Here is a 23,374-nt window from a genome sequence, read left to right as displayed (position 1 = left end):
GCCCGGTCTCATTCCGAACCCGGAAGCTAAGCCCGTCCGCGCCGATGGTACTGCATGGGGGACCGTGTGGGAGAGTAGGTCACCGCCGAACAATTATTGAGGACCCTTGGTCCCAGCGTGAGCGCTGGGACCAAGGGTCCTTTTTTGTTTTCGTTCCGGTGAAACCGGGAGTTAGAGGAGCGTAGTGATGACCACCAACGAGCCCGACCGGCGTGACGAGGACCGTGACGGCCGCGGCCGGCGTCGTGACGGTGACGGACGTGGTTTCGACCGGCGGGACGGAGACCGTCGCGGCGGTCCGCGTCGTACCGACGGCGATCGGCAGGGGCGGGGGCCGCGTCAGCAGGACGACCGGCCTCGTCGCGACCTTCGTCGTGATGACGACCGGCCCCGTGGGCCTCGGCGTGACGACGATCGGCCGCGGCGTGATTTCGGCCGTAGCGATGACCGGCCTCGTCGTGATTTCCGGCGTGATGACGATCGGCCGCGTGGGCCGCGGCGGGATGACGATCGTCCGCGGCGTGACTTCCGTCGCGACGATGACCGGCCGCAGCGCGATTCCCGGCGTGACGACGATCGTTCCCGCGGGCCCCGCCGTGACGACGATCGGCCGCGGCGTGACTTCCGGCGTGACGACGACCGGCCGCGTGGGCCTCGTCGTGACGACGACCGGCCCCGCCGTGACTTCCGGCGCGATGACGATCGTCCGCGGCGTGATTTCGGCCGTGGCGACGAGCGGCCGCGGCGTGATTTCCGGCGTGACGACGATCGTTCCCGCGGGCCCCGCCGTGACGGGTATGGGCGTGGGCAGCGGTTTGAGCGGCGGGACGATCGGGCGCGGCCTCGGCGGGAGGGGGAGCGGCCGCCTGTGCGGCGGTTGTCCATTCCCGAGGACGTCACCGGGCTTGAGCTCGACAAGGCCGTACGGCAGGAGCTGCTGAGCCTGCCCAAGACGCTCGCCGAGGATGTGGCCAAGAACCTCGTCATGGTCGCCCGGCTGCTCGACGAGGACGCCCCCAGGGCTTATGAGCACGCCAAGGTGGCGCTGCGGCTCGCGTCTCGCGTCGGTGCCGTGCGGGAGGCCGCCGGCTTCGCCGCGTACCACACCGGGAAGTACCAGGAGGCGCTGGCCGAGTTCCGGGCCGCGCGGCGCATGAGCGGGCGTCCCGACCTCTGGCCGGTCATGGCCGACTGCGAGCGCGGCATGGGACGGCCGGAGCGGGCGCTGGCGATGGCCGGTGAGCCCGAGGTGCAGCGGTTGGACAAGGCCGGGCAGGTGGAGATGCGGCTCGTCGCCGCCGGGGCGCGGCGTGATCTGGGGCAGCCCGATGCCGCCGTCGTCACCTTGCAGAGCCCGGAGTTGGCGTCGACCGCCGTGCACCCGTGGACCGCGCGGCTGCGGTACGCCTACGCCGACGCGCTGCTGGAGGTCGGGCGCGAGGAGGACGCGCGGGAGTGGTTCGCGAAGGCCGTCGAGGCCGACCACGACGGGCTCACGGACGCCTCCGACCGGCTGGCCGAGCTGGACGGCATCGAGTTCACCGACGCGCTCGACCCCGACTCGGAGGACGTCGAGGACGACATCGAGGAGGAGGCCGAGGAGGACGTGGAGGGTGCTGCCGCGCCGGAGGTGAGCGACGCCGACTTCACCGACGAGGACGACCCCGCCGCCGACGAGGACGACATCGCCGACGACGACCCCGCCGACGAGGACGAGCCCCGCGCCTGACTCACCCCAGGTCCAGGGCCCGCAGCACCAGCCCGGTGGCCGGCTTCGGGCCGAACGACGTGGACTTGCGCGGCATCGTCACCCCGTCCCGCGCGAGTTCCCGGACGACGTCCTCCGCCACCGGCTTCATCAGCACCGCCGTCCCGCCCAGGCGCGCCGCCTGGGCGGCGGCGGCCTCGGCCTCGTGGACGTAGCCGATGTGTTCGGGGTCGTCGGGGAGTTGCCAGACGTGCTCGATGAGCGTGGCGTGGAGCACCGTGGCGTCCAGGGTGCGCCATGCCGCCGGGCGGTCGGTGCGTACGGTACGGGCCAGCAGGGCCGGCTCCGGGCGGTCGACCAGGTGCAGGCCGTCCTCGCCCGCCAGGAGGAACGCGTTGCCCTCCGTCTTTTCCAGCTCCCTCAGCGCCGCGGGCAGCGGTGCGTCCAGCCGCCGGACGCGGGCGTCCTCACCGAGGAGGCGCAGGGCCTCGGCGGGCGGGAGGGTGCGCAGCACGCGGTGAATGCCGCGGACGACGAGCGGGTGGCGGGCCGTGTCGACCAGCAGGACCAGCCCGTAGTCCCACGGCCCGGTCACTCCCTGGGCTGCCGGCCGTTCGGCCCGTAGCCGCAGGTATGTCGCCCAGCGGTGGTGTCCGTCCGCGATGAGCGCCTGCCGCCGCGCGAGGTCCGCGCGTACGGCCGCGATCTCCTCCGGGTTCGTCACCGCCCACAGCCGGTGCGCGAAGCCGTCGTCCGTCGTCGTGGCCAGCAGCGGGGTGCGCGCCGTGGTGCGGGCGACGACTGCCGCCGTGCCGGTGGCCGCGCCGTCGCTGCGGTATGACAGCAGCAGCGGCTCGGGGTTGGCGGCGGTCTCGCGCATCAGGCCGGCGCGGTCGGCGACGATCTCCTCCATCACGTCCTCGTGCGGCAGCACCACGCCTGCCGCCGGTTCGCTGAGCGCCAGCAGGCCGATGACGCCGCGCTGCAGCAGGTCGCCCCTGCGCTGCTCGTACACGTAGAGCGCGGGCTGCGGGTCCGGTACGAGGACGCCCTCCGCGCGCCACCGGCGCAGCGTGTCGGCGGCGAGGCGGTGGCGGGTGGCGGGGTCGACCGCCTGGGGGAGGATGAGGCGGACGATGTTGTACGGGTCGGCGGTCTCCAGGTGGTGCAGCCCGTCGGGCCGGACGACGACGTCGTACGGCGGTGAGGTGACGGCGGCGAGGCTGCGCACCCGGGACGGCGCGTAGCGCAGCCCGCGGAAGGGGCGGAGGTCGAGACCGGGTGAACGCTGCATGGACCGGATCGTATGCGCCGTGACCGATGCGCGATGATCGAGCCGTGGATATCGCCCGTCCGAGGAGCCGCCGTCGTGACCAGCCAGCCCGTCAGGACCCGTACCGACGCCTGCGCGGAGCCGCTGTGCGCGGCGTATGACACGGCTCTGCTGGACCTCGACGGGGTCGTCTACATCGGCGGCGTGCCCGTCGAGCACGCCGCCGGGGCGCTGGGCGGCGCCCGGGAGCGCGGCATGCGGCTGGCGTACGTCACGAACAACGCCTCCCGCCCCGCGGCCGTCGTCGCCGGGCAGTTGACCGCGATGGGCGTGCCCGCGGAGCCGGCGGACGTGATCACCTCGGCGCAGGCCGTGGCGCGGCTGGTGGCCGAGGCGGTGCCGCCGGGCGCGCGGGTGCTGGCGGTCGGCGGGGAGGGGCTGTACGGGCCGCTGCGGGAGCGCGGGCTGCTCGTCGTGGAGTCGGCGGACGACGATCCGGCGGCCGTGGTGCAGGGGCACGGCGGTCCCGCGATGCCGTGGGGGCGGCTGATGGAGGCGGCGTTCGCGGTGCAGCGCGGGGTGCCGTGGTTCGCGTCGAACGCCGACCTGACGATTCCGACGCCCCGCGGCATCGCGCCGGGCAACGGGACGGCGCTGGAGGTGGTGCGGCTGGTCACGGGCGCCGAGCCGCGGGTGGCGGGGAAGCCGCTGCCGCCGATGCACCGGGAGACGATCATCAGGACGGGCGCGCGGCGGCCGCTGGTGGTCGGCGACCGGCTCGACACCGACATCGAGGGCGCGTACAACGGCGGCGTCGACGCGCTCCTGGTGCTGACGGGCGTGACCGGCGCCGCGGAGCTGCTCGCGGCGGAGCCGCGGCACCGGCCGGCGTACGTGGCGGCGGATCTGCGCGGGCTGTCCGTCGCGCAGCCGGAGGTGGCGGTGGCGAGCGGCGACGGCGCGGGTCTCGTCGCGCGCTGCGGCGGCTGGAGCGCGTCCGCGGGTGGTACGGAGCAGGGCCTGCGGCTCGACGGCGAGGGGCAACCGCTCGACGGGCTGCGGGCGTTGTGCGCGGCGGCGTGGACGTACGCGGGGGAGGGCTCCTGCGGCCTCGACGCGGGGAAGGCGCTGGCCCGCCTCGGTCTGTGAGCGCGCACCCACTCCACGACGTGATCAGGGTAGGCTAACCTAACTGGGTGTTGGTCGACGCCGCTCCCCGTACGGACAACGGACCCAAGGACGCCCCGCCGCGCCGCCGGTGGTTCTCCCCGCGCGCCGCGGGGCTGCTCGCCTCCTGCGCCGCGCTGCTGCTGGTCTGCGTGGCCAGCCTCGCCATCGGCGCCAAGCCCATCCCGCTGGACCAGGTCTGGCACGGCCTCTTCGCGTACGACGGCAGCGACACCGACGTCGTCATCCGCGACATGCGCGTCCCGCGCACGATCCTCGGCCTCCTCGCCGGCGCCGCCCTCGGCCTCTCCGGCGCCGTCATGCAGGCCCTCACCCGCAACCCCCTCGCCGAACCCGGGCTGCTCGGCATCAACGCCGGCGCCTCCGCCGCCGTCGTCAGCGCCATCAGCTTCTTCGGTGTCTCCTCCGTCGCCGGCTACGTCTGGTTCGCGTTCGCCGGCGCCGCCGCCGTCTCCGTCGTCGTCTACGCCCTCGGCGGCAGCCGCAGCGCCACGCCCGTACGCCTCGCGCTCGCCGGCACCGCCGCCACCGCCGCGCTCTTCGGCTACGTGCGCGCCGTCGAGCTGACGGACACCGCGGCGCTGGACAAGATGCGCTTCTGGACCACCGGTTCGCTGGCCTCCGCCGACATGACCACCATCCGGCAGGTGCTGCCGTTCCTCGCCACCGGCATCGTCCTCGCGCTGCTGCTGGCCCGCCCGCTGAACGCCATGGCGATGGGCGACGACACCGCACGCGCCCTCGGCGCGCACCTCGTCCGTACCCGGCTGCTCGCCATGCTCGCCGTCACCCTGCTGTGCGGCGCCGCGACCGCCGCCTGCGGGCCGATCATCTTCGTCGGGCTGATGATCCCGCACATGGTGCGCGCCGTGACCGGGCCCGACATGCGCTGGATCCTGCCGTACGCGGCCGTGCTCGCGCCCGTGCTGCTGCTCGGCGCCGACGTGCTCGGCCGGGTGCTGGCCCGGCCCGCGGAGGTGCAGGTCGGGATCGTCACCGTGATCCTCGGCGGGCCGGTCTTCATCCATCTCGTACGACGCCGGAGGATGGCGCAGTTGTGAGAACGCTCAACGTACGCGGCACGAAGGGCGATCTGTCGGTCCGCCTCGACCTGCGCGCGCTGCTCGTCTGCCTGCTGCTGGCCGCCGCCGCGCTGGCCGCCGCCGTGGTCCTCGTCGGGACCGGCGACTTCCCGATCTCCTTCGCGGACGTGGTGCGCACGCTCTTCGGCGGCGGTGAGCCGGGGCAGGTGTTCATCGTCCGCGAACTGCGGCTGCCGCGGGTGCTCGTGGGGCTGCTCGTCGGCGCGGCGCTGGGGCTGGCAGGGGCGGTGTTCCAGGCCATCTCCCGCAACCCGCTGGGCAGTCCCGACGTGCTCGGCGTCTCGCACGGCTCCGCGGTGGGCGCGCTGGTGGTCATCGTGCTGTTCAAGGGCGGCTCGGAGGCCGTCGCGCTCGGCGCCGTCGCCGGCGGCATCGCCACCGGGGCGGCGATCTACCTGCTCGCCTGGCAGCGGGGCGTGGCCGGCTACCGGCTCGTGCTCGTCGGCATCGGCGCCGCCGCCATCCTCACCGGCGTCATCAACTACCTGCTCACCAAGGCCGACCTGGTCGACGCCGCCCGCGCCACCCTGTGGATCACCGGGTCGCTCGGCGGGCGGGACTGGACGCACGTGTGGCCGCTGGTCGCGGTCTGCGCGGTGCTGGTGCCGCTCGTGCTGGCCTGCGGCCGGCCGCTGCGGATGATGGAGATGGGCGACGACACCGCGTACGCGCTGGGCGTCCCCGTCGAGCGGGTACGGCTCGTGGCGCTGCTGGCCGCCGTGCTGCTGACGGCCGCCGCCACCGCCGCCGCGGGGCCCGTCGCCTTCGTCGCGCTCACCGCGCCCCAGCTCGCCCGCCGGCTGACCCGCGCGCCGGGTCCCAACCTGGCGCCCGCCGCGCTCATGGGCGCCACGCTGCTGATCGTCGCCGACTGGGCGGCGCAGCGCGCCTTCGGCGCCGACCAGGTGCCCGTCGGCGTCGTCACCGGCGTGCTCGGCGGCGTCTACCTCCTCTGGCTGCTCGCCGCGGAACGCCGAGCGGGCCGGATATGACCGACCGTACGCCGGACAGGAGTCCAGAAGTGAGCCGTCTCGCCGCCGACAACGTCACCCTCGCCTACGACAGCCGGGTCGTCGCCGAGCACCTGTCGGTGGCCGTGCCCGACGCCTCGTTCACCGTCGTCGTCGGGCCCAACGCCTGCGGCAAGTCGACGCTGCTGCGGGCGCTGGCGCGGATGCTGAAGCCGCGCACCGGCGCCGTGCTGCTGGACGGCGAGGCGATCGGCGCGCTGCCGGCGCGCAAGGTGGCGCGGACGCTCGGGCTGCTGCCGCAGTCGTCCGTGGCGCCCGACGGCATCACGGTCGGCGACCTGGTCGCCCGCGGGCGCTACCCGCACCAGGGGCTGCTGCGGCAGTGGTCGCGGGAGGACGAGCGGGTCGTCCAGGAGTCGATGGCCGCCACCGGGGTCGGGGAGCTGGCGGATCGCTATGTCGACGAACTGTCCGGCGGGCAGCGGCAGCGCGTATGGATCGCGATGGCGCTCGCGCAGCAGACGCCGCTGCTGCTGCTCGACGAGCCGACGACGTACCTCGACATCCAGCACCAGATCGACGTCCTCGACCTGTGCGCCGAACTCCACGAGACGCAGGGGCGCACGCTGGTCGCCGTGCTGCACGACCTCAACCACGCCGCGCGCTACGCCACGCACCTGATCGCCATGCGCGACGGGCGGATCGTCGCGGAGGGGGCGCCGGGCGACATCGTCGACGCGGAGCTCGTCGAGCGCGTCTTCGGGCTCAAGTGCCAGGTGATCGCCGACCCGGAGACCGGCACGCCGCTGGTCGTCCCGGCGGCGCGCAAGGCGCGGGCGGGTGCGGCCGGCTGGGTCTGACCGGGGTCCTGACAGTGGTTCGGGGTACGGTCTGTGGCATGAGCGAGCCGACGCCGATGCCCGCAGCGGAGCCCGAGACCGCGACCGCGCCGCCGCACGTGCGGCAGCCGGCGCCGCGGTGGCCGGAGCCGGGCGGCGGGGACGTGGCGGAGGCGGCGGAATCGGCTGCCGCTCCCGTACAGGCAGAAGCCGAACCGGTGCGGGACGGACGGCCGGAAGCGGAAGCGGAACCGGAAGCGGAATCCGCGTCGGTCGGGGCAGGACCGGTCGCGCCCGAGCCCGTCGAAGCCGCGCCCGTGCCGCTCGGCGTCGGGCGCACGCCCACCGGCAACGCCGACGTGGACGCCGCGCTGGACCGCCTCGCCGACGCCGACGAACTGCCGACCGGCAGCCACCTGGAGGTCTACGAGGACGCCCACGGCCGGATGCGCGAGGCCCTGGAGGAACTCGACCGCACCGAGGGCCCGCCGCCCGCGCAGCCGCCCCGCGGCCCGGCGCCGTACGCCCAGGGCCAGAGCCGCCCCGGCCCGCACCCGCCCGCGGGCCCCGCGCCGTACGGCCAGGGCCACGCCCGGCCGGGACCGCCCGTGCCGCCGCCGCGGCCCGGGGTCCACCCCGCGCCGTACCGGCGGGGGAACCCGTGAGCGGTGCCCGGCGGCGCCGGCTCGACGCCGAGCTGGTGAGCCGCGAGCTGGCCCGCTCGCGCGAGCACGCCGGGCGGCTCATCGCCGCGGGCCGGGTCACCGTCGGCGGCTTGGTCGCCAGCAAGCCCGCCACCCAGGTCGAGACGTCCGCCGCCGTCGTCGTCGTCCCCGACGACGCCGACCCCGACTACGTCTCCCGCGGCGGCCACAAGCTCGCCGGCGCGCTCGCGGTGTTCGAGCCCCTCGGGCTGCGCGTCGCCGGCCGCCGCGCCCTGGACGCCGGCGCCTCCACCGGCGGCTTCACCGACGTGCTGCTGCGCGCGGGCGCCGCGCACGTCGTCGCCGTGGACGTCGGCTACGGGCAGCTCGCGTGGAAGCTGCAGAGCGACGAGCGGGTCACCGTCCGGGACCGTACGAACGTCCGCGAGCTGACCCTCGGCCACCTCGGCGGCGAGCCCGCCGAACTCGTCGTCGGCGATCTGTCGTTCATCCCGCTCGGGCTCGTGCTGCCCGCGCTGGTGCGCTGCGCCACGGCCGGCGCGGATCTCGTGCTCATGGTCAAGCCGCAGTTCGAGGTCGGCAAGGAACGCCTGGGCAGTGGCGGCGTGGTGCGCAGCGAGGAGCTGCGCGCCGAGGCCGTGCGCGGGGTCGCGGAGCAGGGCGCGGCGCTCGGGCTGGGGGTGCTCGGTGTGACGGCCAGCCCGTTGCCCGGGCCGAAGGGAAACGTCGAATATTTTCTGTGGCTGCGCGCCGGGGCGCCCGCGCTCGACCCGGCGGACGTGGCACGTGCCGTGGCGGAGGGGCCCCGATGACAGACCGCACCGTGTTCCTGCTCGCCCATACCGGCCGGCCCGCGGCGATCCGCAGCGCCGAGCTGGTCGTGCGCGGCCTGCTGCGCTCCGGCGTCGGCGTGCGCGCGCTCGCCGGCGAGGCCGCCGACCTGCCGCTGCCGCCGGAGACGGAGCTGGTGGACGCGGGCCCCGGGGTGATGGACGACTGCGAGCTGCTGATCGTGCTGGGCGGCGACGGCACGCTGCTGCGCGGCGCCGCCTTCGCCCGCAAGTCCGGCGTGCCGATGCTCGGCGTCAACCTCGGCCGCGTCGGCTTCCTCGCCGAGGCCGAGCGGGACGACCTCGACAAGGTCGTGGACCGCGTGGTGACCAAGGAGTACGAGGTCGAGGAGCGGATGACGCTCGACGTCCTCGTACGGAACGAGGGCAGGACCGTGCACGCCGACTGGGCGCTCAACGAGGCGTCCGTCGAGAAGGCCGCCCGCGAGCGGATGCTCGAAGTCGTCACCGAGGTCGACGGCCGGCCCGTCTCCCGCTTCGGCTGCGACGGCGTCGTCTGCGCGACGCCGACGGGATCGACCGCCTACGCCTTCTCGGCCGGCGGGCCCGTCGTGTGGCCCGAGGTGGAGGCGCTGCTGATGGTCCCGATCAGCGCCCACGCGCTGTTCGCCAAGCCGCTCGTGACGTCCCCGGACTCCATCCTGGCGGTGGAGGTGCAGCCGAACAACCAGCACGGCGTGCTGTGGTGTGACGGACGCCGCACCGTCGACCTGCCCTCCGGGGCGCGCGTCGAGGTGCGCCGCGGCGCGGTCCCGGTGCGGCTGGCGCGGCTGCACCACGCGTCGTTCACGGACCGGCTGGTGGCCAAGTTCGCGCTGCCGGTGGCGGGCTGGCGCGGGGCGCCGAACTGACGCGCGGCCCGTCCCACGCACGGTCCTTCGGCCCGCCCCCGGGGCCCGGCGGCACGGCCCGGTCGCGCCGCCGGTCCGGATCCTGATCACGACGCCCCTCGCGACGCGGTGCCGGAACCTCGTATGGTCGTACCGTGTTGGAGGAGATGCGGATCCAGTCCCTGGGCGTCATCGACGACGCGGTCGTCGAGCTGTCGCCCGGCTTCACGGCCGTGACGGGCGAGACCGGCGCCGGCAAGACCATGGTCGTCACCAGCCTCGGGCTGCTGCTCGGCGGGCGCGCCGACGCCGCGCTCGTACGCATCGGCGCCAAGTCCGCCGTCGTGGAGGGCCGGGTCGCCGTGGGCGACGGCTCGCCCGCGGCGGTACGGGCCGAGGACGCCGGTGCCGAGCTGGACGACGGCGCCCTGCTCATCAGCCGTACCGTCTCGGCGGAAGGCCGCTCCCGGGCGCACCTGGGCGGCCGCGGCGTCCCCGTGGGGCTCCTCGGTGAACTGGCCGAGGACCTCGTCGCCGTGCACGGGCAGACCGACCAGCAGGGGCTGCTGAAGCCCGCGCGGCAGCGGCAGGCCCTCGACAGGTACGCGGGCGACGCGGTCGCAGCCCCGCTGGCCAAGTACTCGGCGGCGTACCGCAGGCTGCGCGCCGTCAGCGCCGAGCTGGACGAGATCATCACCCGCGCGCGTGAGCGGTTGCAGGAGGCGGATCTGCTGCGCTTCGGGCTCGACGAGGTCGCCGGGGCGGAGCCGCGGGCCGGCGAGGACGTCGAGCTGGCCGCCGAGGCCGAACGGCTGGGTCACGCCGAGGCGCTGGCCGCCGGCTCCGCCGCCGCACACGCCGCGCTCGCGGGCGACCCGGCGGACTCCGAGGCCGTCGACGCCGGCACGCTCGTCGCGGGCGCACAGCGCGCCCTGGCGGCCGTACGGACCCACGACCCGGCGCTCGCCGGGCTCGCCGACCGGCTCACCGAGGTCGGCATCCTCCTCGGCGACGTCGCGCAGGAGCTGGCCGCGTACGGCGACGGCATCGACGCCGACCCGCTGCGGCTCGCCGCGGTGGAGGAGCGCCGCTCGGTCCTCACCCACCTCGCCCGCAAGTACGGCCACGAGCCCGCCGCGGCCGGGGGAGAGGCCGGCGACGGCAGCGTCTCCGCGGTCCTCGCCTGGGCCGAGGCGGGCGCCGCCCGGCTCGCGGAACTCGACGGCGACGACGAGCGCATCGGGGAGCTGACCGCCGAGCGCGACGCCCTGCGCGGCGAGCTGGCGCTGCTGGCGGAGGCGCTGACCGAGGCGCGCGGCGACGCGGCGGAGCGCTTCGGCGCCGCCGTCACCGACGAGCTGACCGAGCTGGCGATGCCGCACGCGCGGGTGACGGTCGACCTGCGCCGCACCGAGGTCGCCGCGGACGCCGACGGTCTTGAGATCGGCGGCAGGAACGTCGCGTACGGGCCCACGGGCGTCGACGAGGCCGAGCTGCTGCTCGCCCCGCACCCCGGCGCACCGCCGCGGCCGATCGCCAAGGGCGCCTCGGGCGGCGAGCTGTCGCGCGTGATGCTGGCGGTCGAGGTGGTCTTCGCCGGCTCCGACCCCGTGCCGACCTACCTCTTCGACGAGGTCGACGCGGGCGTCGGCGGCAAGGCGGCGGTCGAGGTGGGCCGCCGGCTCGCGCGGCTGGCGCGCGGCGCGCAGGTCGTCGTGGTGACGCACCTGCCGCAGGTCGCGGCCTTCGCCGACCGGCAGTTGCTGGTGGAGAAGACCAGCGACGGCGCGGTCACCCGCAGCGGTGTGACGGTCCTGGACGGCGAGGCGCGGGTGCGGGAGCTGTCGCGGATGCTGGCGGGCCAGGAGGACTCCGAGACGGCCCGCGCGCACGCCGAGGAACTGCTCGCGGCGGCCCGCGCGGGGGCGGAGTAGCGCGCGGGCCGCCCGGCGGTGTCTGTGTGACCTGGGACTAAGCAGGTGACGTGAGACCGCGTGTGGGCCGAACGGGTGCCGTGAGGCAACCCGGCTCGTGCGGGATGCGTCTATCGAGGTGGTTGGGCGGAATGCACCGTGCTGTCCGCCCCCTTCGCGGGTCGTACCGGCGCACGACGGACGTGCGGGGCATCGCCCGGAAGGGTGGTGCATGTCTGACCTGTACGCCCGTACAGAGCGGTTGACGGCGCCGAGCCGGGCCCGGCCGCTCCCTGGGAGTGGCATCCTGGGCAGGCCCTGCGACGCCACGGACAGGAGTTCCGGCCCAGTGAGCAGCACCCCCGCACCGCCCCACGGCCCGACCGCGCTGCACGCCGTGCAGCTCGTCGGCCGTGGCGAGGGCGGCAGCGGTGTCCATGTGCGCTCGCTGGCGGCCGGGTTGGTGGCCCGGGGCATCAGGGTCACGGTGGTCGCGACGCCGGCCGCCGCCGAGCGCTACGGCTTCGCCGCCGCCGGCGCCCTCGTCGCCCGGCTTCCCGAGCGCGGCGGGCTGGCCACCGCGCCGCTCTGCACGGCCACCACGCTGCGCGCGGCCTGCGCCGGCGCGGACCTCGTCCACGCGCACGGCCTGCAGTGCGGGCTGATGGCGTGCTCGACGATCCTGGGCCAGCGCCGGCCGCTGGTCGTCACCTGGCACACCAGGCACCACCCGGACGGGGTACGGGGCCGGATGATGCCGCTCCTCGAACGACGGGTGTCCCGCTCCGCCCGCGTCGTCCTCGGCGCCACCACCGACCTCGTCGACGGCGCCCGCCGCCGCGGCGCCCGCGACGCGCGGCTCGCGCCCATCGCCGTCCCCGCGCCCCGCCACCCCCACCCGCACCCGGGCGGCGACGGCGCCGCGCTGCGCAGGCAGCAGGTGCGCGCGGAACTCGGCGCCCCGGACCGGCCCCTGGTGCTCACCGCCGCCCCGCTCGACGCGTACGGCACCCACGAACCGCTGCTGGAGGCCGCCCGCATGTGGCGGGCGCTGCCCGAGCAGCCGCTGCTCGCGGTCGCCGGCGAGGGCCCTGCCCGCGGGCGGCTGCAGCGCCGTATCGACGCCGAGAAGCTGCCCGTACGGCTCCTGGGCCGCCGCGACGACCTGCCCCGGCTGCTGGCCGCCGCGGACGTCGCGGTGCTCTCCAGCCCGTGGGAGGCGCGCCCGGTGCTGGCCCAGGAGGCGCTGCACGCGGGCGCCCCGCTGGTGGCCACGGCGGTCGGCGGCGTCCCGGAACTCGTCGGCGACGCGGCCGAGCTGGTCCCGTACGGGGACGCCCGCGCGCTCGCCGACGCGGTGGCGGCCCTGCTCCACGACCCGGGCCACCGCGCGGCCCTGTCCGCCGCGGGCCGCGCCCAGGCCGGCACCTGGCCGACGGAGGACGACACCGTCACCCAGGTCCTGTCGATCTACGACGAGTTGATGACGTACGAGGCGTGACGCCCCGCGAGGTGCGAGGCCCCGGACCGCCGGAAGCGCGTCGGGGCACTCCGCACCGCCGCCGCGCTTCCGCGCGCCCGCCGGGCGCTACCCGTACGCCCCCGACGCGCTGAGCCGCAGCGCCGTGTCGATCAGCGGCACGTGGCTGAACGCCTGCGGGAAGTTGCCCACTTGGCGCTGGAGCCGCGGGTCCCACTCCTCCGCGAGCAGCCCCAGGTCGTTCCGGAGCGCCAGCAGCTTCTCGAACAACTGCCGCGCCTCCTGCACCCGGCCGATCATCGCCAGGTCGTCCGCCATCCAGAACGAGCAGGCGAGGAACGCCCCCTCGTCGCCCGGCAGCCCGTCGCTGCCCGTCTCGTCGCCCGCGGTCGGGTAGCGGCGGATGAAGCCGTCGGGGGTACCCAGCTCGCGCTGGATGGCCTCGATGGTGCCGATGACGCGCTTGTCGTCCGGCGGCAGAAAGCCGACCTGCGGGATCAGCAGCAGCGAGGCGTCCAGCTCCTGCGAGCCGTAGGACTGCGTGAAGGTGTTGCGCTGCCGGTCGTAGCCCTTCTCGCACACGTCCCGGTGGATGTCGTCGCGCAGCCGCTGCCAGCGCTCCAGCGGGCCGTCGACCTCGCCGGACTCGATGAGCTTGATGGTGCGGTCGACGGCGACCCAGGTCATCACCTTGGAGTGGACGAAGTGCCGGCGCGGGCCGCGCACCTCCCACAGCCCCTCGTCGGGGCGGTCCCAGTTCTCCTCGACCCAGCGGATCATCTTCAGTTGCAGCAGCGAGGCGTAGTCGTTGCGGGCGAGGCCCGTCATGTGCGCGAGGTGCAGCGCCTCGACGACCTCGCCGTAGACGTCGAGCTGCAACTGCCCCGCCGCGCCGTTGCCGGCCCGCACCGGGCGGGACTCCTCGTACCCGGGCAGCCAGTCCAGCTCCGACTCGCCCAGCTCGCGTTCGCCGGCGATGCCGTACATGATCTGCAGGTTCTCCGGGTCGCCCGCGACCGCGCGCAGCAGCCACTCGCGCCAGGCGCGGGCCTCCTCGTGGTACCCGGTGCGCAGCAGGGACGACAGCGTGATGGCGGCGTCGCGCAGCCAGGTGAAGCGGTAGTCCCAGTTGCGCACGCCGCCGATGTCCTCGGGCAGCGAGGTGGTGGGCGCGGCGACGATGCCGCCGGTCGGCTCGTACGTCAGGGCCTTGAGCGTGATCAGCGAGCGGATCACCGCGTGCCGGTACGGGCCGTGGTACGTACAGTGGTCGGTCCACTCCTGCCAGAAGTCCTCGGTGGCCGTGAGCGACGCCTCGGGGTCGGCGGGTTGCGGCGGCTCGCGGTGCGAGGGCTGCCAACTGATCGCGAACGCAAGCCGGTCGCCCGGGCCGACGGTGAAGTCGGAGTACGTGGTGAGGTCCCGGCCGTACGTCGGCACCGGGGCGTCGAGCCACACCGAGTCGGGACCGGCGACGCCGACGGTGCGGCCGTCCTCGGTCTGGTGCACCCACGGCACGATCCGGCCGTAGGAGAAGCGCATCCGCAGCGCGGAGCGCATCGGCACCCGGCCCGTGACGCCCTCCACGATGCGGATGAGCTGCGGCGAGGCGCCGTCGCGCGGGGGCATGAAGTCGATCAGCCGGACCGTGCCGCGCGGGGTGTCCCACTCGGACTCCAGCACCAGCGAGTCGCCCCGGTAGCGCCGCCGGGTGGCGGGCGGCGGGCAGGACTCCGGGGCGTACGCGGGACCGAGGCGCCAGAAGCCGTGCTCCTCGGTCCCCAGTAGGGCGGCGAACACCGCATGGGAGTCGAACCGGGGCAGGCAGAGCCAGTCGGCCGTGCCGTCGCGACGGACGAGCGCTGCCGTCTGCATGTCGCCCAAAAGTGCGTAGTCCTCGATCCGCCCGGCCACGTGCCTCTCCAGCTAGAAGTGCGTTCCGCAGAGGATAAAGCCTTCGCGTGCGCGCGTGCGCCACGGTCGCGGATTCCCCTTCGCCCGATCGGGTCGGGCGGACGAACGGCGGTCGGCCGCGGGCGGTGACCAGGGGATCACTGATACCCTGGTAGCCCGTGGAGCGGAGGGCCGGCCGGGCATGTGGCGGCGGCGCTCGCCGAGCGACCCACCTCGATCTGGGGCACCCCGCCACGCACCTCATCAGCGACCACGGGAGCCCCTCTTGGCCATGCCATCCACGACGTCAAAGCACATCTTCGTCACGGGAGGCGTCGCCTCCTCGCTCGGCAAGGGGCTCACCGCCTCCAGCCTGGGTGCCCTGCTCAAGGCGCGCGGGCTGCGGGTCACGATGCAGAAGCTCGACCCGTATCTGAACGTCGACCCCGGCACCATGAACCCCTTCCAGCACGGCGAGGTCTTCGTCACCAACGACGGTGCCGAGACCGATCTCGACATCGGGCACTACGAGCGCTTCCTCGACGTCGACCTCGACGGCTCGGCGAACGTCACCACCGGCCAGGTCTACTCCTCGGTGATCGCCAAGGAGCGCCGCGGCGAGTACCTGGGCGACACGGTGCAGGTGATCCCGCACATCACCAACGAGATCAAGTCCCGGATCCGCCGCATGTCCTCCGACGACGTGGACGTGGTGATCACGGAAGTCGGCGGCACCGTCGGTGACATCGAGTCGCTGCCGTTCCTGGAGGCCGTCCGCCAGGTGCGGCACGAGGTCGGCCGGGACAACGTGTTCGTCGTCCACATCTCGCTGCTGCCGTACATCGGCCCGTCCGGCGAGCTGAAGACCAAGCCGACCCAGCACTCGGTCGCCGCGCTGCGCAGCATCGGCATCCAGCCGGACGCGATCGTGCTGCGCGCGGACCGCGAGGTGCCGGCGGCGATCAAGCGGAAGATCTCGCTCATGTGCGACGTCGACGAGGCCGCCGTCGTTGCCGCCATCGACGCCAAGTCGATCTACGACATCCCCAAGGTGCTGCACGCGGAGGGCCTGGACGCGTACGTCGTCCGCAAGCTGGACCTGCCGTTCCGGGACGTGGACTGGACCGAGTGGGACGACCTGCTGCGGCGCGTGCACGAGCCGGCGCACGAGGTGACCATCGCGCTCGTCGGCAAGTACATCGACCTGCCCGACGCCTATCTGTCGGTCACCGAGGCGATCCGCGCCGGCGGCTTCGCCAACAACGCCCGCGCCAAGATCAAATGGGTCACGTCCGACGACTGCCGCACGCCCCAGGGCGCCCGCAACCACCTCGCGGACGTGGACGGCATCGTCGTCCCCGGCGGCTTCGGCGAGCGCGGCGTGGACGGCAAGATCGGCGCTATCACCTACGCCAGGGAGAACCGGGTGCCGCTGCTCGGCATCTGCCTCGGCCTGCACTGCATCGTCATCGAGGCGGCGCGGAACCTCGCGGGCATGGGGGGCGCGAACTCCACGGAGTTCGACCAGGCCGCCACCGACCCGGTGATCTCCACCATGGAGGAGCAGCTCGACATCGTCGCGGGCGAGGGCGACATGGGCGGCACGATGCGCCTGGGCCTCTACCCGGCCAAGCTGGCGGAGGGTTCGGTGGTACGCGAGGCGTACGCGGACCAGCCGTACGTCGAGGAGCGCCACCGCCACCGCTACGAGGTGAACAACTCCTACCGCAGCGAGCTGGAGAAGAAGGCCGGCCTCTCGTTCTCCGGCACCTCCCCGGACAACAAGCTGGTGGAGTTCGTGGAGTACCCGCGCGAGGTGCACCCGTACCTGGTCTCCACCCAGGCCCACCCCGAGCTGCGCTCGCGGCCCACCCGGCCGCACCCGCTCTTCGCCGGGCTGCTGAAGGCCGCCGTCGCCAGGCACGAGGCGGCCGGGCAGGACGCGGGCAAGGAGACCGGAGCACAGCAGCAGGGCGGCGTGCAGCAGCAGGCCGGCCCGCACGGCGGGCACGCGGGTGCGCAGAAGCCGGTGGCCGTCGTGCGCGAGGGGGGCAAGTGATGGCGGAGCAGATGAAGGACACCGCGGCCGAGTGGAAGATCGTCGCCTCCGAGACGCCGTTCAAGGGCGCCAAGACGTCCGTGCGCACGGACGACGTGGTGATGCCCGACGGCACCGTGGCCCGCCGCGACTACCAGGTCCACCCCGGCTCGGTCGCCATCCTCGCCCTCGACGACGAGGACCGCGTGCTGGTGCTCAACCAGTACCGCCACCCCGTACGGCACAAGCTCTGGGAGATCCCGGCGGGACTCCTCGACGTTCCGGGCGAGAACCCGCTGAACGCCGCCCAGCGCGAGCTGTACGAGGAGGCGCACGTCAGGGCCGACGACTGGCGCGTGCTCGTCGACGTCTACACCACCCCGGGCGGCTGCGACGAGGCCGTGCGCGTCTTCCTCGCCCGCGGGGTGACCGAGGCGGAAGGGGAGCGCTACGCCGCCCACGGCGAGGAGCTGGACCTCATGATCGACCGCGTGCCGGTGGCCGATCTGGTGCGCGGCGCCCTCGCCGGGGACCTGCACAACAACTGCCTGATGCTGGGCGTGCTGGCGCTCCAGGCGGCTCGCGCGGACGGCGGTCTCGACACGCTGCGCCCGGCGAACGCCCCCTGGCCGGCCCGCCCGTTCACGCCCTGAACCGCGCAGGTGGGGGGCTGCCGGGCGGTTGATCCGATGCGGTGATTTACGTTCCGGCGTTCGGCCATGTGCCGTCACGTGACCCGGCCTTCACGCTGGGTGAATTACGCTCGCGGCGTGACGGAACAGGCCGCCCCCCACCGGTTCGTCGGCAGGACCCGCGAGCTCGACGCCCTGCGCGCCGACATCGCCCGCGCCGGGCTCGACACCCTCGCCGGCCGCCCCGCCCCGCGCAGCCGGGTGCTGCTCATCGCCGGGCGGCCGGGCTCCGGGCGCAGCGCGCTCGCCGCCGAGCTGGCCCGCGGCGTCGCCGCCGACTACCCGGGCGGCGTGCACACCGCGCGGCTCTCGGGACCGGGCGGCGAGGCGGTGCCGCTGGAGCGGGCCGTACGCGACCTCCTCGACGCCCTCGGCGTCCCACCGGTCGCCGGTGCGGGCCCCGACCACCTCGCCGGGGAGCTGCGCGCCGCGCTGGCCGAGCGCTCCGCGCTGCTCGTCGTCGACGACGTCACCGCCCCCGAGCAGTTGCTCGAACTGGTCCCGGAGTCCCGTGACTGCCTCGTCGTGGCCGTCGCCGAGGGCCCGCTCAAGGGCGTGCCCGACGTCCGCCCGTGCACCCTGGGCGGGCTGGAGCCCGCGGCGGCACTGGCGCTGATCGCCTCGTACGCGGGGGAGACGCGCATCGCCTGCGACCCCGAGGCCACGCACGTGCTGGCCGAGGAGTGCGCCGGGCACCCCGCGGCGCTGGTGCTCGCCGGCGGCTGGCTCGCCGGCCACCCGCAAGCGTGCGTCGCCGACGCCGTACGGGAGCTGCGCCGCAAGGGCGACAGCACCGAGGGGTCCGCCGGGCGGCCGTCCGGGCCGAAGGCGCTGGCGCGGGCGTTCCGGCTCGTATACGAATCGCTGCCGCCGTCCGTCGCGCAACTGCTGCGGCTGCTGCCGCTGGCGCCCGCGGGCGTCGTCGACGCCCACTCCGCCTCCGCGCTCGCCGGCTGCACCGTCGCCGCGGCCCGCACCACGCTCGCCGACTGCGCGGGCCAGGGCCTGCTGCGCGAGGTGCCGCAGCCGGACCAGGCGAACCTCACGCAGTACGAGGTGCCCGGCTGTCTGCAGCCGCTGCTGCGCGGGGCGCTGGAGGCGGGCGTGGGCCGGGAGGAGACGCTGCTCGCGCGGGCCCGGATGCTGGAGCGGTACGTACGCCTGCTGCAGTCCTGCCGCGCCGTCACGGAACCCGCGGGATCCGCGGTGCACACCCGGCTCGCGGGGCTGCCGCGGGCGCTGCGCTTCCCGTCGCCGGAGGCCGCCGCCGCGTGGCTGCGCAGCCGGCTGCCCTCGCTGCTGGCGGCGGCCAGGATCGCGGTCGCCGACGGGGAGCTGGACACGCTGGCGCGGCGGCTGGTGGCCGCGCTGTCGCGGGCCCTCGGGGCGCACCGGGGCGAGGCGGAGGCGGCGCCCGAGCAGTACCGGCTGCACGAGCTGGTGCTCGGCGTCGCCGAGCGGCGCGGGCTGGTGTGGGAGAAGGCGGCGGCGCTGCTCAACCTCGGCGATCTGGACCTGCGCGCGGAGCGGCCCCACGAGGCGCTGGGCCGGTACCGGGGGGCGCTGGCGGCGGCGCGCGAGGTGCGGGACCCGCAGCCGGTGGGGCGGGCGCTGGAGTCGGTGGGGGCGGCGTACCAGGAACTGCGGGACTGGGGCCGGGCGGCGGACTGGTTCGGGCGGGCGCTGGCGCTGCGGCAGACGCGCGGCGAGCTGGCCGACGAGGCGCGGCTGCGGGCACGGCTGGGCGCGGTGCACACGTACGCCGGGGCCTGGAGCTGGGCGCTGCGCGAGTGGCGCGCGGCGGCGGCGGCCCACCGCAGGCTCGGGGACGCCGGCGGGCACGCGCGGGCGCTGGGGGAGGTGGCGCGGGTGCAGCAGTACGCGGGGCATCCGCGGGAGGCCATCAGGACCTGTACGCGCGCGGTGGACGCGGCGCGGCTCTCGGGCGACACGGCGCTGCGGGCGGCGGTGCAGTTGCGGCTGGCGGACCTCGTCGACGAGGTGGGCGATCCGGAGGCCGCGGAGCTGCACCGGGCGGCGGCTGGGCGGCTGGTGGAGCAGGTACCGGAGGCAGCCGCGATGCGGGCCGCCGCCGTGGCCGTAGCGGAGGCGGAAGCGGAAGCGGAACGTGCGGAAGAGCCCGAGCCCGGGCCGGCGCCCGAGCCCGAGTCCGCGCCCGCCGCCGGGTCCGCCGCGGAGCCCGTACCGGAGCCCGCCGACGGGCCGGAGAGTGCGGCCGGTGACGCTCGGGACGACGGGGAGCGTGCCCCCGGGACCGGCCCCGCGGCCGTTCCGGAGGACTCCGCGGAACCCGTGCCGCAGCCCGTGGAGGCCGCCGCCGGGACCGTCTCCGCGGAGGGCACCGAGCCCGCCGCCGGCGAGGGCCGGAAGGCAGGGCCGGCGGCCAGACCGGCCGCCGCAGACCTGTGAATCCATCGACACATCACAGAAATCTGCCTGTTTCAAAGGCTGGACTCAGAGGATTCCTTCATTAAGAATGACCAAGCCGCGGCGGGCACCCCCACCGGGGCCTGACGAGTTCCCTCACCCCAAGGACCGTGATCCATCGTGAAGGTCGGCATTCCACGCGAGGTCAAGAACAACGAGTTCCGGGTGGCCATCACGCCCGCCGGAGTCCACGAGCTGGTCCGCCACCGCCACGAGGTCGTCGTGGAGCAGGGCGCGGGCGTCGGCTCGTCCATCCCCGACGAGGAGTACGTCGCGGCCGGGGCCGAGATCCTGCCCACGGCCGACGCGGTGTGGGCCGCGGCGGACCTGGTGCTGAAGGTCAAGGAGCCGATCGCGGAGGAGTACCACCGCCTCCGCAAGGGCCAGGTGCTCTTCACCTACCTCCACCTCGCCGCCTCCCGCCCGTGCACCGACGCGCTGCTGGAGTCCGGCACCACCGCCATCGCGTACGAGACGGTGGAGACGGCCGACCGGCAACTGCCGCTGCTCGCCCCGATGTCGGAGGTCGCCGGCCGGCTCGCGCCCCAGGTCGGCGCGTACCACCTGATGCGCTCGCAGGGCGGCCGCGGTGTGCTGCCGGGCGGCGTGCCCGGCGTGATGCCCGGGCAGGCGGTCGTGATCGGCGGCGGCGTCTCCGGCTGGAACGCCACGCAGATCGCGGTCGGCATGGGCTTCCACGTCACGCTGCTCGACACCGACGTGCGCAAGCTGCGCGAGGCGGACAAGGTCTTCGGCACGAAGGTGCGCACCCTCGCCTCCAACGCCTACGCCCTCGGGCAGGCGGTCGTGGAAGCCGACCTGGTGATCGGCGCGGTGCTCATTCCGGGCGCGAAGGCGCCCAAGCTCGTCGACAACGAGCTGGTGTCGCGGATGAAGCCGGGAAGTGTCCTTGTCGACATCGCGATCGATCAGGGCGGCTGCTTCGCGGATTCGCGTCCGACCACGCACGCGGAGCCGACTTTCCGGGTGCACGAATCGGTCTTCTACTGCGTCGCCAACATGCCCGGTGCGGTACCCAACACGTCCACGTACGCGCTGACCAACGCCACGCTCCCGTACATCGTCAAGGTCGCCGACCTCGGCTGGCGGGCCGCGCTGCGCGCCGATCCGGCGCTCGCGCTCGGCCTCAACACCCACGAAGGCCAGGTCGTTTACGGTCCCGTAGCGGAAGCGCACGGTCTTCCGGCGACCGAACTCGCGCGCGTACTTGGCTGATTTCGCGCAGGTGCGCGGCACGTCGACCACATCGGCGACACTGTCAACTCCGGTTCACCGGCCGAACCTTGTCACCAGCGGTTCGGCCGGCCGCCGTACTGCCGCACAGGGCGCCCGAAGTGGTGTTCCACACCTGACACATCGTGCTCTGTCTGCGGGATTGTGTTGCTGAGGGACCCCGACACGCCATAGAGTCGCCAATCGTCGGCATGGTGCCACGCTGACCAATCGAGAAGTGCCCTGGTCACCAAGGAGGTAGGACGACTTGTGAATGAGTCGACATTTGCTCCCGGGGGTGGTCGTCCAGGCACGCCTGCGCGGGGCCACGGCTCCTCGGGGGTGGAGGCGCCTGTCGGCTCCGTCGCCGTCCACACCTTCTCGGCACACGCACACCAGGGCGGAAACGTATACCAGAGCATGGACGGTCATCACGTGAACGCCATGACCGGCAGCCAGAGCGGCGGCGAGGACACCACACGACTCGCCGCGTCCGCCACCTCCGACTTCGAGGACCTGTCAGAAGGTCACTTCTACGATCCGGACGCTGACTACGAGCCGGATCCCGAGTACGCCGCGACCCTCGCCCCGGACGCCGCCCGGCAGCGCCGGGAGCGCATCGGTCCCACGGGCCGCCCGCTGCCGTACTTCCCCATCCCGGGCCCGGTCACCGACCACGGCCCGGCGAAGGTCATCGCCATGTGCAACCAGAAGGGCGGCGTCGGCAAGACCACGTCGGCCATCAACCTGGGCGCGGCGCTGGCCGAGTACGGCCGCCGCGTGCTGCTCGTGGACTTCGACCCGCAGGGAGCGCTCTCCGTCGGCCTCGGGGTCAACCCGATGGAGCTGGACCTCACGGTCTACAACCTGCTCATGGAGCGGGGTATGTCGGCCGACGAGGTGCTGCTCAAGACGGCGGTGCCCAACATGGACCTGCTGCCCAGCAACATCGACCTCTCCGCCGCCGAGGTGCAGTTGGTGAGCGAGGTGGCGCGGGAGCAGACGCTGCAGCGCGCGCTGAAGCCGCTGCTGCCCGAGTACGACTACGTCGTCATCGACTGCCAGCCGTCGCTGGGTCTGCTCACGGTCAACGCGCTGACCGCGGCGCACAAGGTGATCGTGCCGCTGGAGTGCGAGTTCTTCGCGCTGCGCGGCGTCGCGCTGCTCACCGAGACGATCGAGAAGGTCCAGGAGCGGCTCAACCCCGACCTGGAGCTGGACGGCATCCTCGCCACGATGTACGACTCGCGGACGGTGCACAGCCGCGAGGTGCTGGCGCGCGTCGTCGAGGCTTTCGACGACCACGTCTACCACACGGTCATCGGGCGCACCGTCCGGTTCCCCGAGACCACCGTGGCCGGCGAGCCCATCACTTCGTACGCCTCGAACTCCGTGGGCGCGGCCGCCTACCGCCAGCTCGCCAGGGAGGTGCTCGCCCGGTGCCACGCCGAGTGAGCCTGCCCGGGGCCGACGAGCTTTTCCGTACCACCGGGGGGACCGCGCTCCAGTCGTCCACACCGCAGTCGGACCGGCAGCGGGCCAACGGCGAGGCGGCCGGCGGCAGTCCGCGCGTACCCGCGCCGAGCCGCGAGGGCGACGCGGAGGCCGCGGCGGGTCAGGAGGCGGAGTCCGGCGCGGACGCCGAGGAGGCGGGCGCGGACGACGCGGTCGGCTCCGGCGGTGCGGGCGAGGACCCGCGGGCCCGTACGGGCACCGGCGGCGAGGCAGGACCGGCGGCTCCCGGCGGCAAGCGCACGGCGGCCACCACCCCCGCGGCCCGGCGGGACCCCGAGGCGACCGAGCACGGCGGCCGGGAGGCCGGCACCGAGGCCGCCCCCGGCGGCCGGGCCCGGCAGGGCGAGCGCGAGCCGGCCGCCCAGGCGCGGGCGAAGTCCGCGCGGCAGAGCGGCGGTTCGGCCGCGGCGGCCCAGCCCAGGCGCGGCCGGGGCCGCGGCGCGGCGCGCCGGCCGAGCGGCCGGGAGCGGCACGACGAGAAGATCACGGTCTACGTCTCCGCCGAGGAGCTGATGGACCTGGAGCACGCCAGGCTCGTGCTCCGCGGCGACCACGGCCTCGCGGTGGACCGCGGCCGGATCGTCCGCGAGGCCGTCGCGGTGGTGCTGGCCGACCTGGAGTCGCGCGGCGACGCGAGCATCCTCGTACGCCGCCTGCGCGGCCGCTGACGCCCGCGCCCGTACGTCCCGGCCGGTGCGGTTCCGGCGGCCCGTAGCGGACGACCCGGGCGCCGC

19 protein-coding genes and 1 rRNA gene are annotated in these 23,374 nt (G+C 74.6%); 18 read left to right on the top strand and 2 right to left on the bottom strand.

The annotated features are described in order from the left end of the window. The 3 genes from rrf to ACFYVJ_RS20390 all read left to right on the top strand — a co-directional run. Positions 1-91: ribosomal RNA gene (gene rrf, locus ACFYVJ_RS20400) — 5S ribosomal RNA — on the top strand; the annotation flags it as partial. Between the two features lie 121 nt (positions 92-212). Further along, positions 213-941: a hypothetical protein gene (locus ACFYVJ_RS20395; RefSeq protein WP_388893295.1), complete on the top strand. Its 729-nt coding sequence runs from the start codon at positions 213-215 to the stop codon at positions 939-941. Then, entirely contained in the window at positions 869-1,729 is an 861-nt protein-coding gene (locus ACFYVJ_RS20390) for a hypothetical protein (protein WP_388893293.1), read from the top strand. Before ACFYVJ_RS20395 ends, ACFYVJ_RS20390 begins: the two co-directional genes overlap by 73 nt. Before the next feature lies 1 nt (position 1,730). On the opposite strand, the gene ACFYVJ_RS20385 is transcribed toward ACFYVJ_RS20390, so the two are convergent. After that, positions 1,731-3,002: a DUF1015 family protein gene (locus ACFYVJ_RS20385; protein WP_388893291.1), complete on the bottom strand. Its 1,272-nt coding sequence runs from the start codon at positions 3,000-3,002 to the stop codon at positions 1,731-1,733. Positions 3,003-3,077: 75 nt separating this feature from the next. Between ACFYVJ_RS20385 and ACFYVJ_RS20380 the strand changes: the two genes are divergently transcribed. From ACFYVJ_RS20380 to ACFYVJ_RS20340, 9 genes are all read left to right on the top strand, one after another. Beyond that, on the top strand, positions 3,078-4,130 hold the full coding sequence (locus ACFYVJ_RS20380) for an HAD hydrolase-like protein (protein ID WP_388893289.1): 1,053 nt from the start codon (positions 3,078-3,080) through the stop codon (positions 4,128-4,130). Between the two features lie 47 nt (positions 4,131-4,177). Then, positions 4,178-5,230: a FecCD family ABC transporter permease gene (locus tag ACFYVJ_RS20375; protein ID WP_388893287.1), complete on the top strand. Its 1,053-nt coding sequence runs from the start codon at positions 4,178-4,180 to the stop codon at positions 5,228-5,230. Further along, positions 5,227-6,264, top strand: a complete 1,038-nt coding sequence (locus ACFYVJ_RS20370) for a FecCD family ABC transporter permease (protein ID WP_388893285.1) — start codon at positions 5,227-5,229, stop codon at positions 6,262-6,264. The genes ACFYVJ_RS20375 and ACFYVJ_RS20370 overlap by 4 nt, the downstream gene beginning before the upstream one ends. Then, a complete protein-coding gene (locus tag ACFYVJ_RS20365; RefSeq protein ID WP_388893283.1) occupies positions 6,261-7,103 on the top strand; it encodes an ABC transporter ATP-binding protein in 843 nt (280 codons plus the stop codon). Before ACFYVJ_RS20370 ends, ACFYVJ_RS20365 begins: the two co-directional genes overlap by 4 nt. Positions 7,104-7,141: 38 nt before the next feature. After that, positions 7,142-7,747 (top strand): hypothetical protein, encoded by a 606-nt coding sequence (locus ACFYVJ_RS20360; RefSeq protein ID WP_388893281.1) that lies wholly within the window; start codon positions 7,142-7,144, stop codon positions 7,745-7,747. Continuing rightward, positions 7,744-8,559 carry a TlyA family RNA methyltransferase gene (locus ACFYVJ_RS20355; protein ID WP_388893279.1) on the top strand — a complete coding sequence of 272 codons (816 nt, stop codon included), beginning with the start codon at positions 7,744-7,746 and terminating at the stop codon, positions 8,557-8,559. Before ACFYVJ_RS20360 ends, ACFYVJ_RS20355 begins: the two co-directional genes overlap by 4 nt. Continuing rightward, positions 8,556-9,449, top strand: a complete 894-nt coding sequence (locus ACFYVJ_RS20350) for an NAD kinase (protein WP_388893277.1) — start codon at positions 8,556-8,558, stop codon at positions 9,447-9,449. Before ACFYVJ_RS20355 ends, ACFYVJ_RS20350 begins: the two co-directional genes overlap by 4 nt. 146 nt (positions 9,450-9,595) lie before the next feature. After that, positions 9,596-11,362, top strand: a complete 1,767-nt coding sequence (gene recN, locus ACFYVJ_RS20345) for a DNA repair protein RecN (RefSeq protein ID WP_388893319.1) — start codon at positions 9,596-9,598, stop codon at positions 11,360-11,362. A gap of 328 nt (positions 11,363-11,690) precedes the next feature. Then, the gene (locus ACFYVJ_RS20340) at positions 11,691-12,842 is read left to right on the top strand and encodes a glycosyltransferase family 4 protein (RefSeq protein ID WP_388893275.1); all 1,152 of its coding nucleotides are present in this window, start codon (positions 11,691-11,693) and stop codon (positions 12,840-12,842) included. Between the two features lie 87 nt (positions 12,843-12,929). On the opposite strand, the gene ACFYVJ_RS20335 is transcribed toward ACFYVJ_RS20340, so the two are convergent. Then, positions 12,930-14,735 (bottom strand): glycoside hydrolase family 15 protein, encoded by a 1,806-nt coding sequence (locus ACFYVJ_RS20335; RefSeq protein ID WP_388893273.1) that lies wholly within the window; start codon positions 14,733-14,735, stop codon positions 12,930-12,932. 271 nt (positions 14,736-15,006) lie between these two features. On the opposite strand from ACFYVJ_RS20335, the gene ACFYVJ_RS20330 reads away from it, so the two are divergent. The 6 genes from ACFYVJ_RS20330 to ACFYVJ_RS20305 all read left to right on the top strand — a co-directional run bounded on the left by ACFYVJ_RS20330 (position 15,007) and on the right by ACFYVJ_RS20305 (position 23,308). After that, on the top strand, positions 15,007-16,773 hold the full coding sequence (locus ACFYVJ_RS20330; protein WP_388893271.1) for a CTP synthase: 1,767 nt from the start codon (positions 15,007-15,009) through the stop codon (positions 16,771-16,773). Then, on the top strand, positions 16,773-17,405 hold the full coding sequence (locus ACFYVJ_RS20325) for an NUDIX domain-containing protein (RefSeq protein ID WP_388893269.1): 633 nt from the start codon (positions 16,773-16,775) through the stop codon (positions 17,403-17,405). The genes ACFYVJ_RS20330 and ACFYVJ_RS20325 overlap by 1 nt, the downstream gene beginning before the upstream one ends. A gap of 117 nt (positions 17,406-17,522) precedes the next feature. Continuing rightward, positions 17,523-19,874, top strand: coding sequence for a tetratricopeptide repeat protein (locus tag ACFYVJ_RS20320; RefSeq protein WP_388893267.1), 2,352 nt, complete (start codon positions 17,523-17,525; stop codon positions 19,872-19,874). A gap of 138 nt (positions 19,875-20,012) precedes the next feature. Further along, entirely contained in the window at positions 20,013-21,128 is a 1,116-nt protein-coding gene (ald, locus tag ACFYVJ_RS20315; protein WP_388893265.1) for an alanine dehydrogenase, read from the top strand. 267 nt (positions 21,129-21,395) lie between these two features. After that, positions 21,396-22,580 carry a ParA family protein gene (locus tag ACFYVJ_RS20310; RefSeq protein ID WP_388893263.1) on the top strand — a complete coding sequence of 395 codons (1,185 nt, stop codon included), beginning with the start codon at positions 21,396-21,398 and terminating at the stop codon, positions 22,578-22,580. Then, the gene (locus ACFYVJ_RS20305; protein WP_388893317.1) at positions 22,577-23,308 is read left to right on the top strand and encodes a hypothetical protein; all 732 of its coding nucleotides are present in this window, start codon (positions 22,577-22,579) and stop codon (positions 23,306-23,308) included. Before ACFYVJ_RS20310 ends, ACFYVJ_RS20305 begins: the two co-directional genes overlap by 4 nt. Positions 23,309-23,374: the final 66 nt, after the last annotated feature.

The sequence above is a fragment of the Streptomyces sp. NPDC004134 genome (assembly GCF_042874195.1).
Classification (GTDB): Bacteria; Actinomycetota; Actinomycetes; order Streptomycetales; family Streptomycetaceae; genus Streptomyces.
This window is presented reverse-complemented; position numbering and strand designations above follow the sequence as displayed.

Coding starts and splice junctions, on each gene's coding strand:
- ACFYVJ_RS20325 (WP_388893269.1), top strand. CDS start 16,773: ATGGCGGAGCAGATGAAGGACACCGCGGCCGAGTGGAAGATCGTCGCC.
- ACFYVJ_RS20365 (WP_388893283.1), top strand. CDS start 6,261: ATGACCGACCGTACGCCGGACAGGAGTCCAGAAGTGAGCCGTCTCGCC.
- ACFYVJ_RS20385 (WP_388893291.1), bottom strand. CDS start 3,002: ATGCAGCGTTCACCCGGTCTCGACCTCCGCCCCTTCCGCGGGCTGCGC.
- ACFYVJ_RS20360 (WP_388893281.1), top strand. CDS start 7,142: ATGAGCGAGCCGACGCCGATGCCCGCAGCGGAGCCCGAGACCGCGACC.
- recN (WP_388893319.1), top strand. CDS start 9,596: ATGCGGATCCAGTCCCTGGGCGTCATCGACGACGCGGTCGTCGAGCTG.
- ACFYVJ_RS20350 (WP_388893277.1), top strand. CDS start 8,556: ATGACAGACCGCACCGTGTTCCTGCTCGCCCATACCGGCCGGCCCGCG.
- ACFYVJ_RS20330 (WP_388893271.1), top strand. CDS start 15,007: ATGCCATCCACGACGTCAAAGCACATCTTCGTCACGGGAGGCGTCGCC.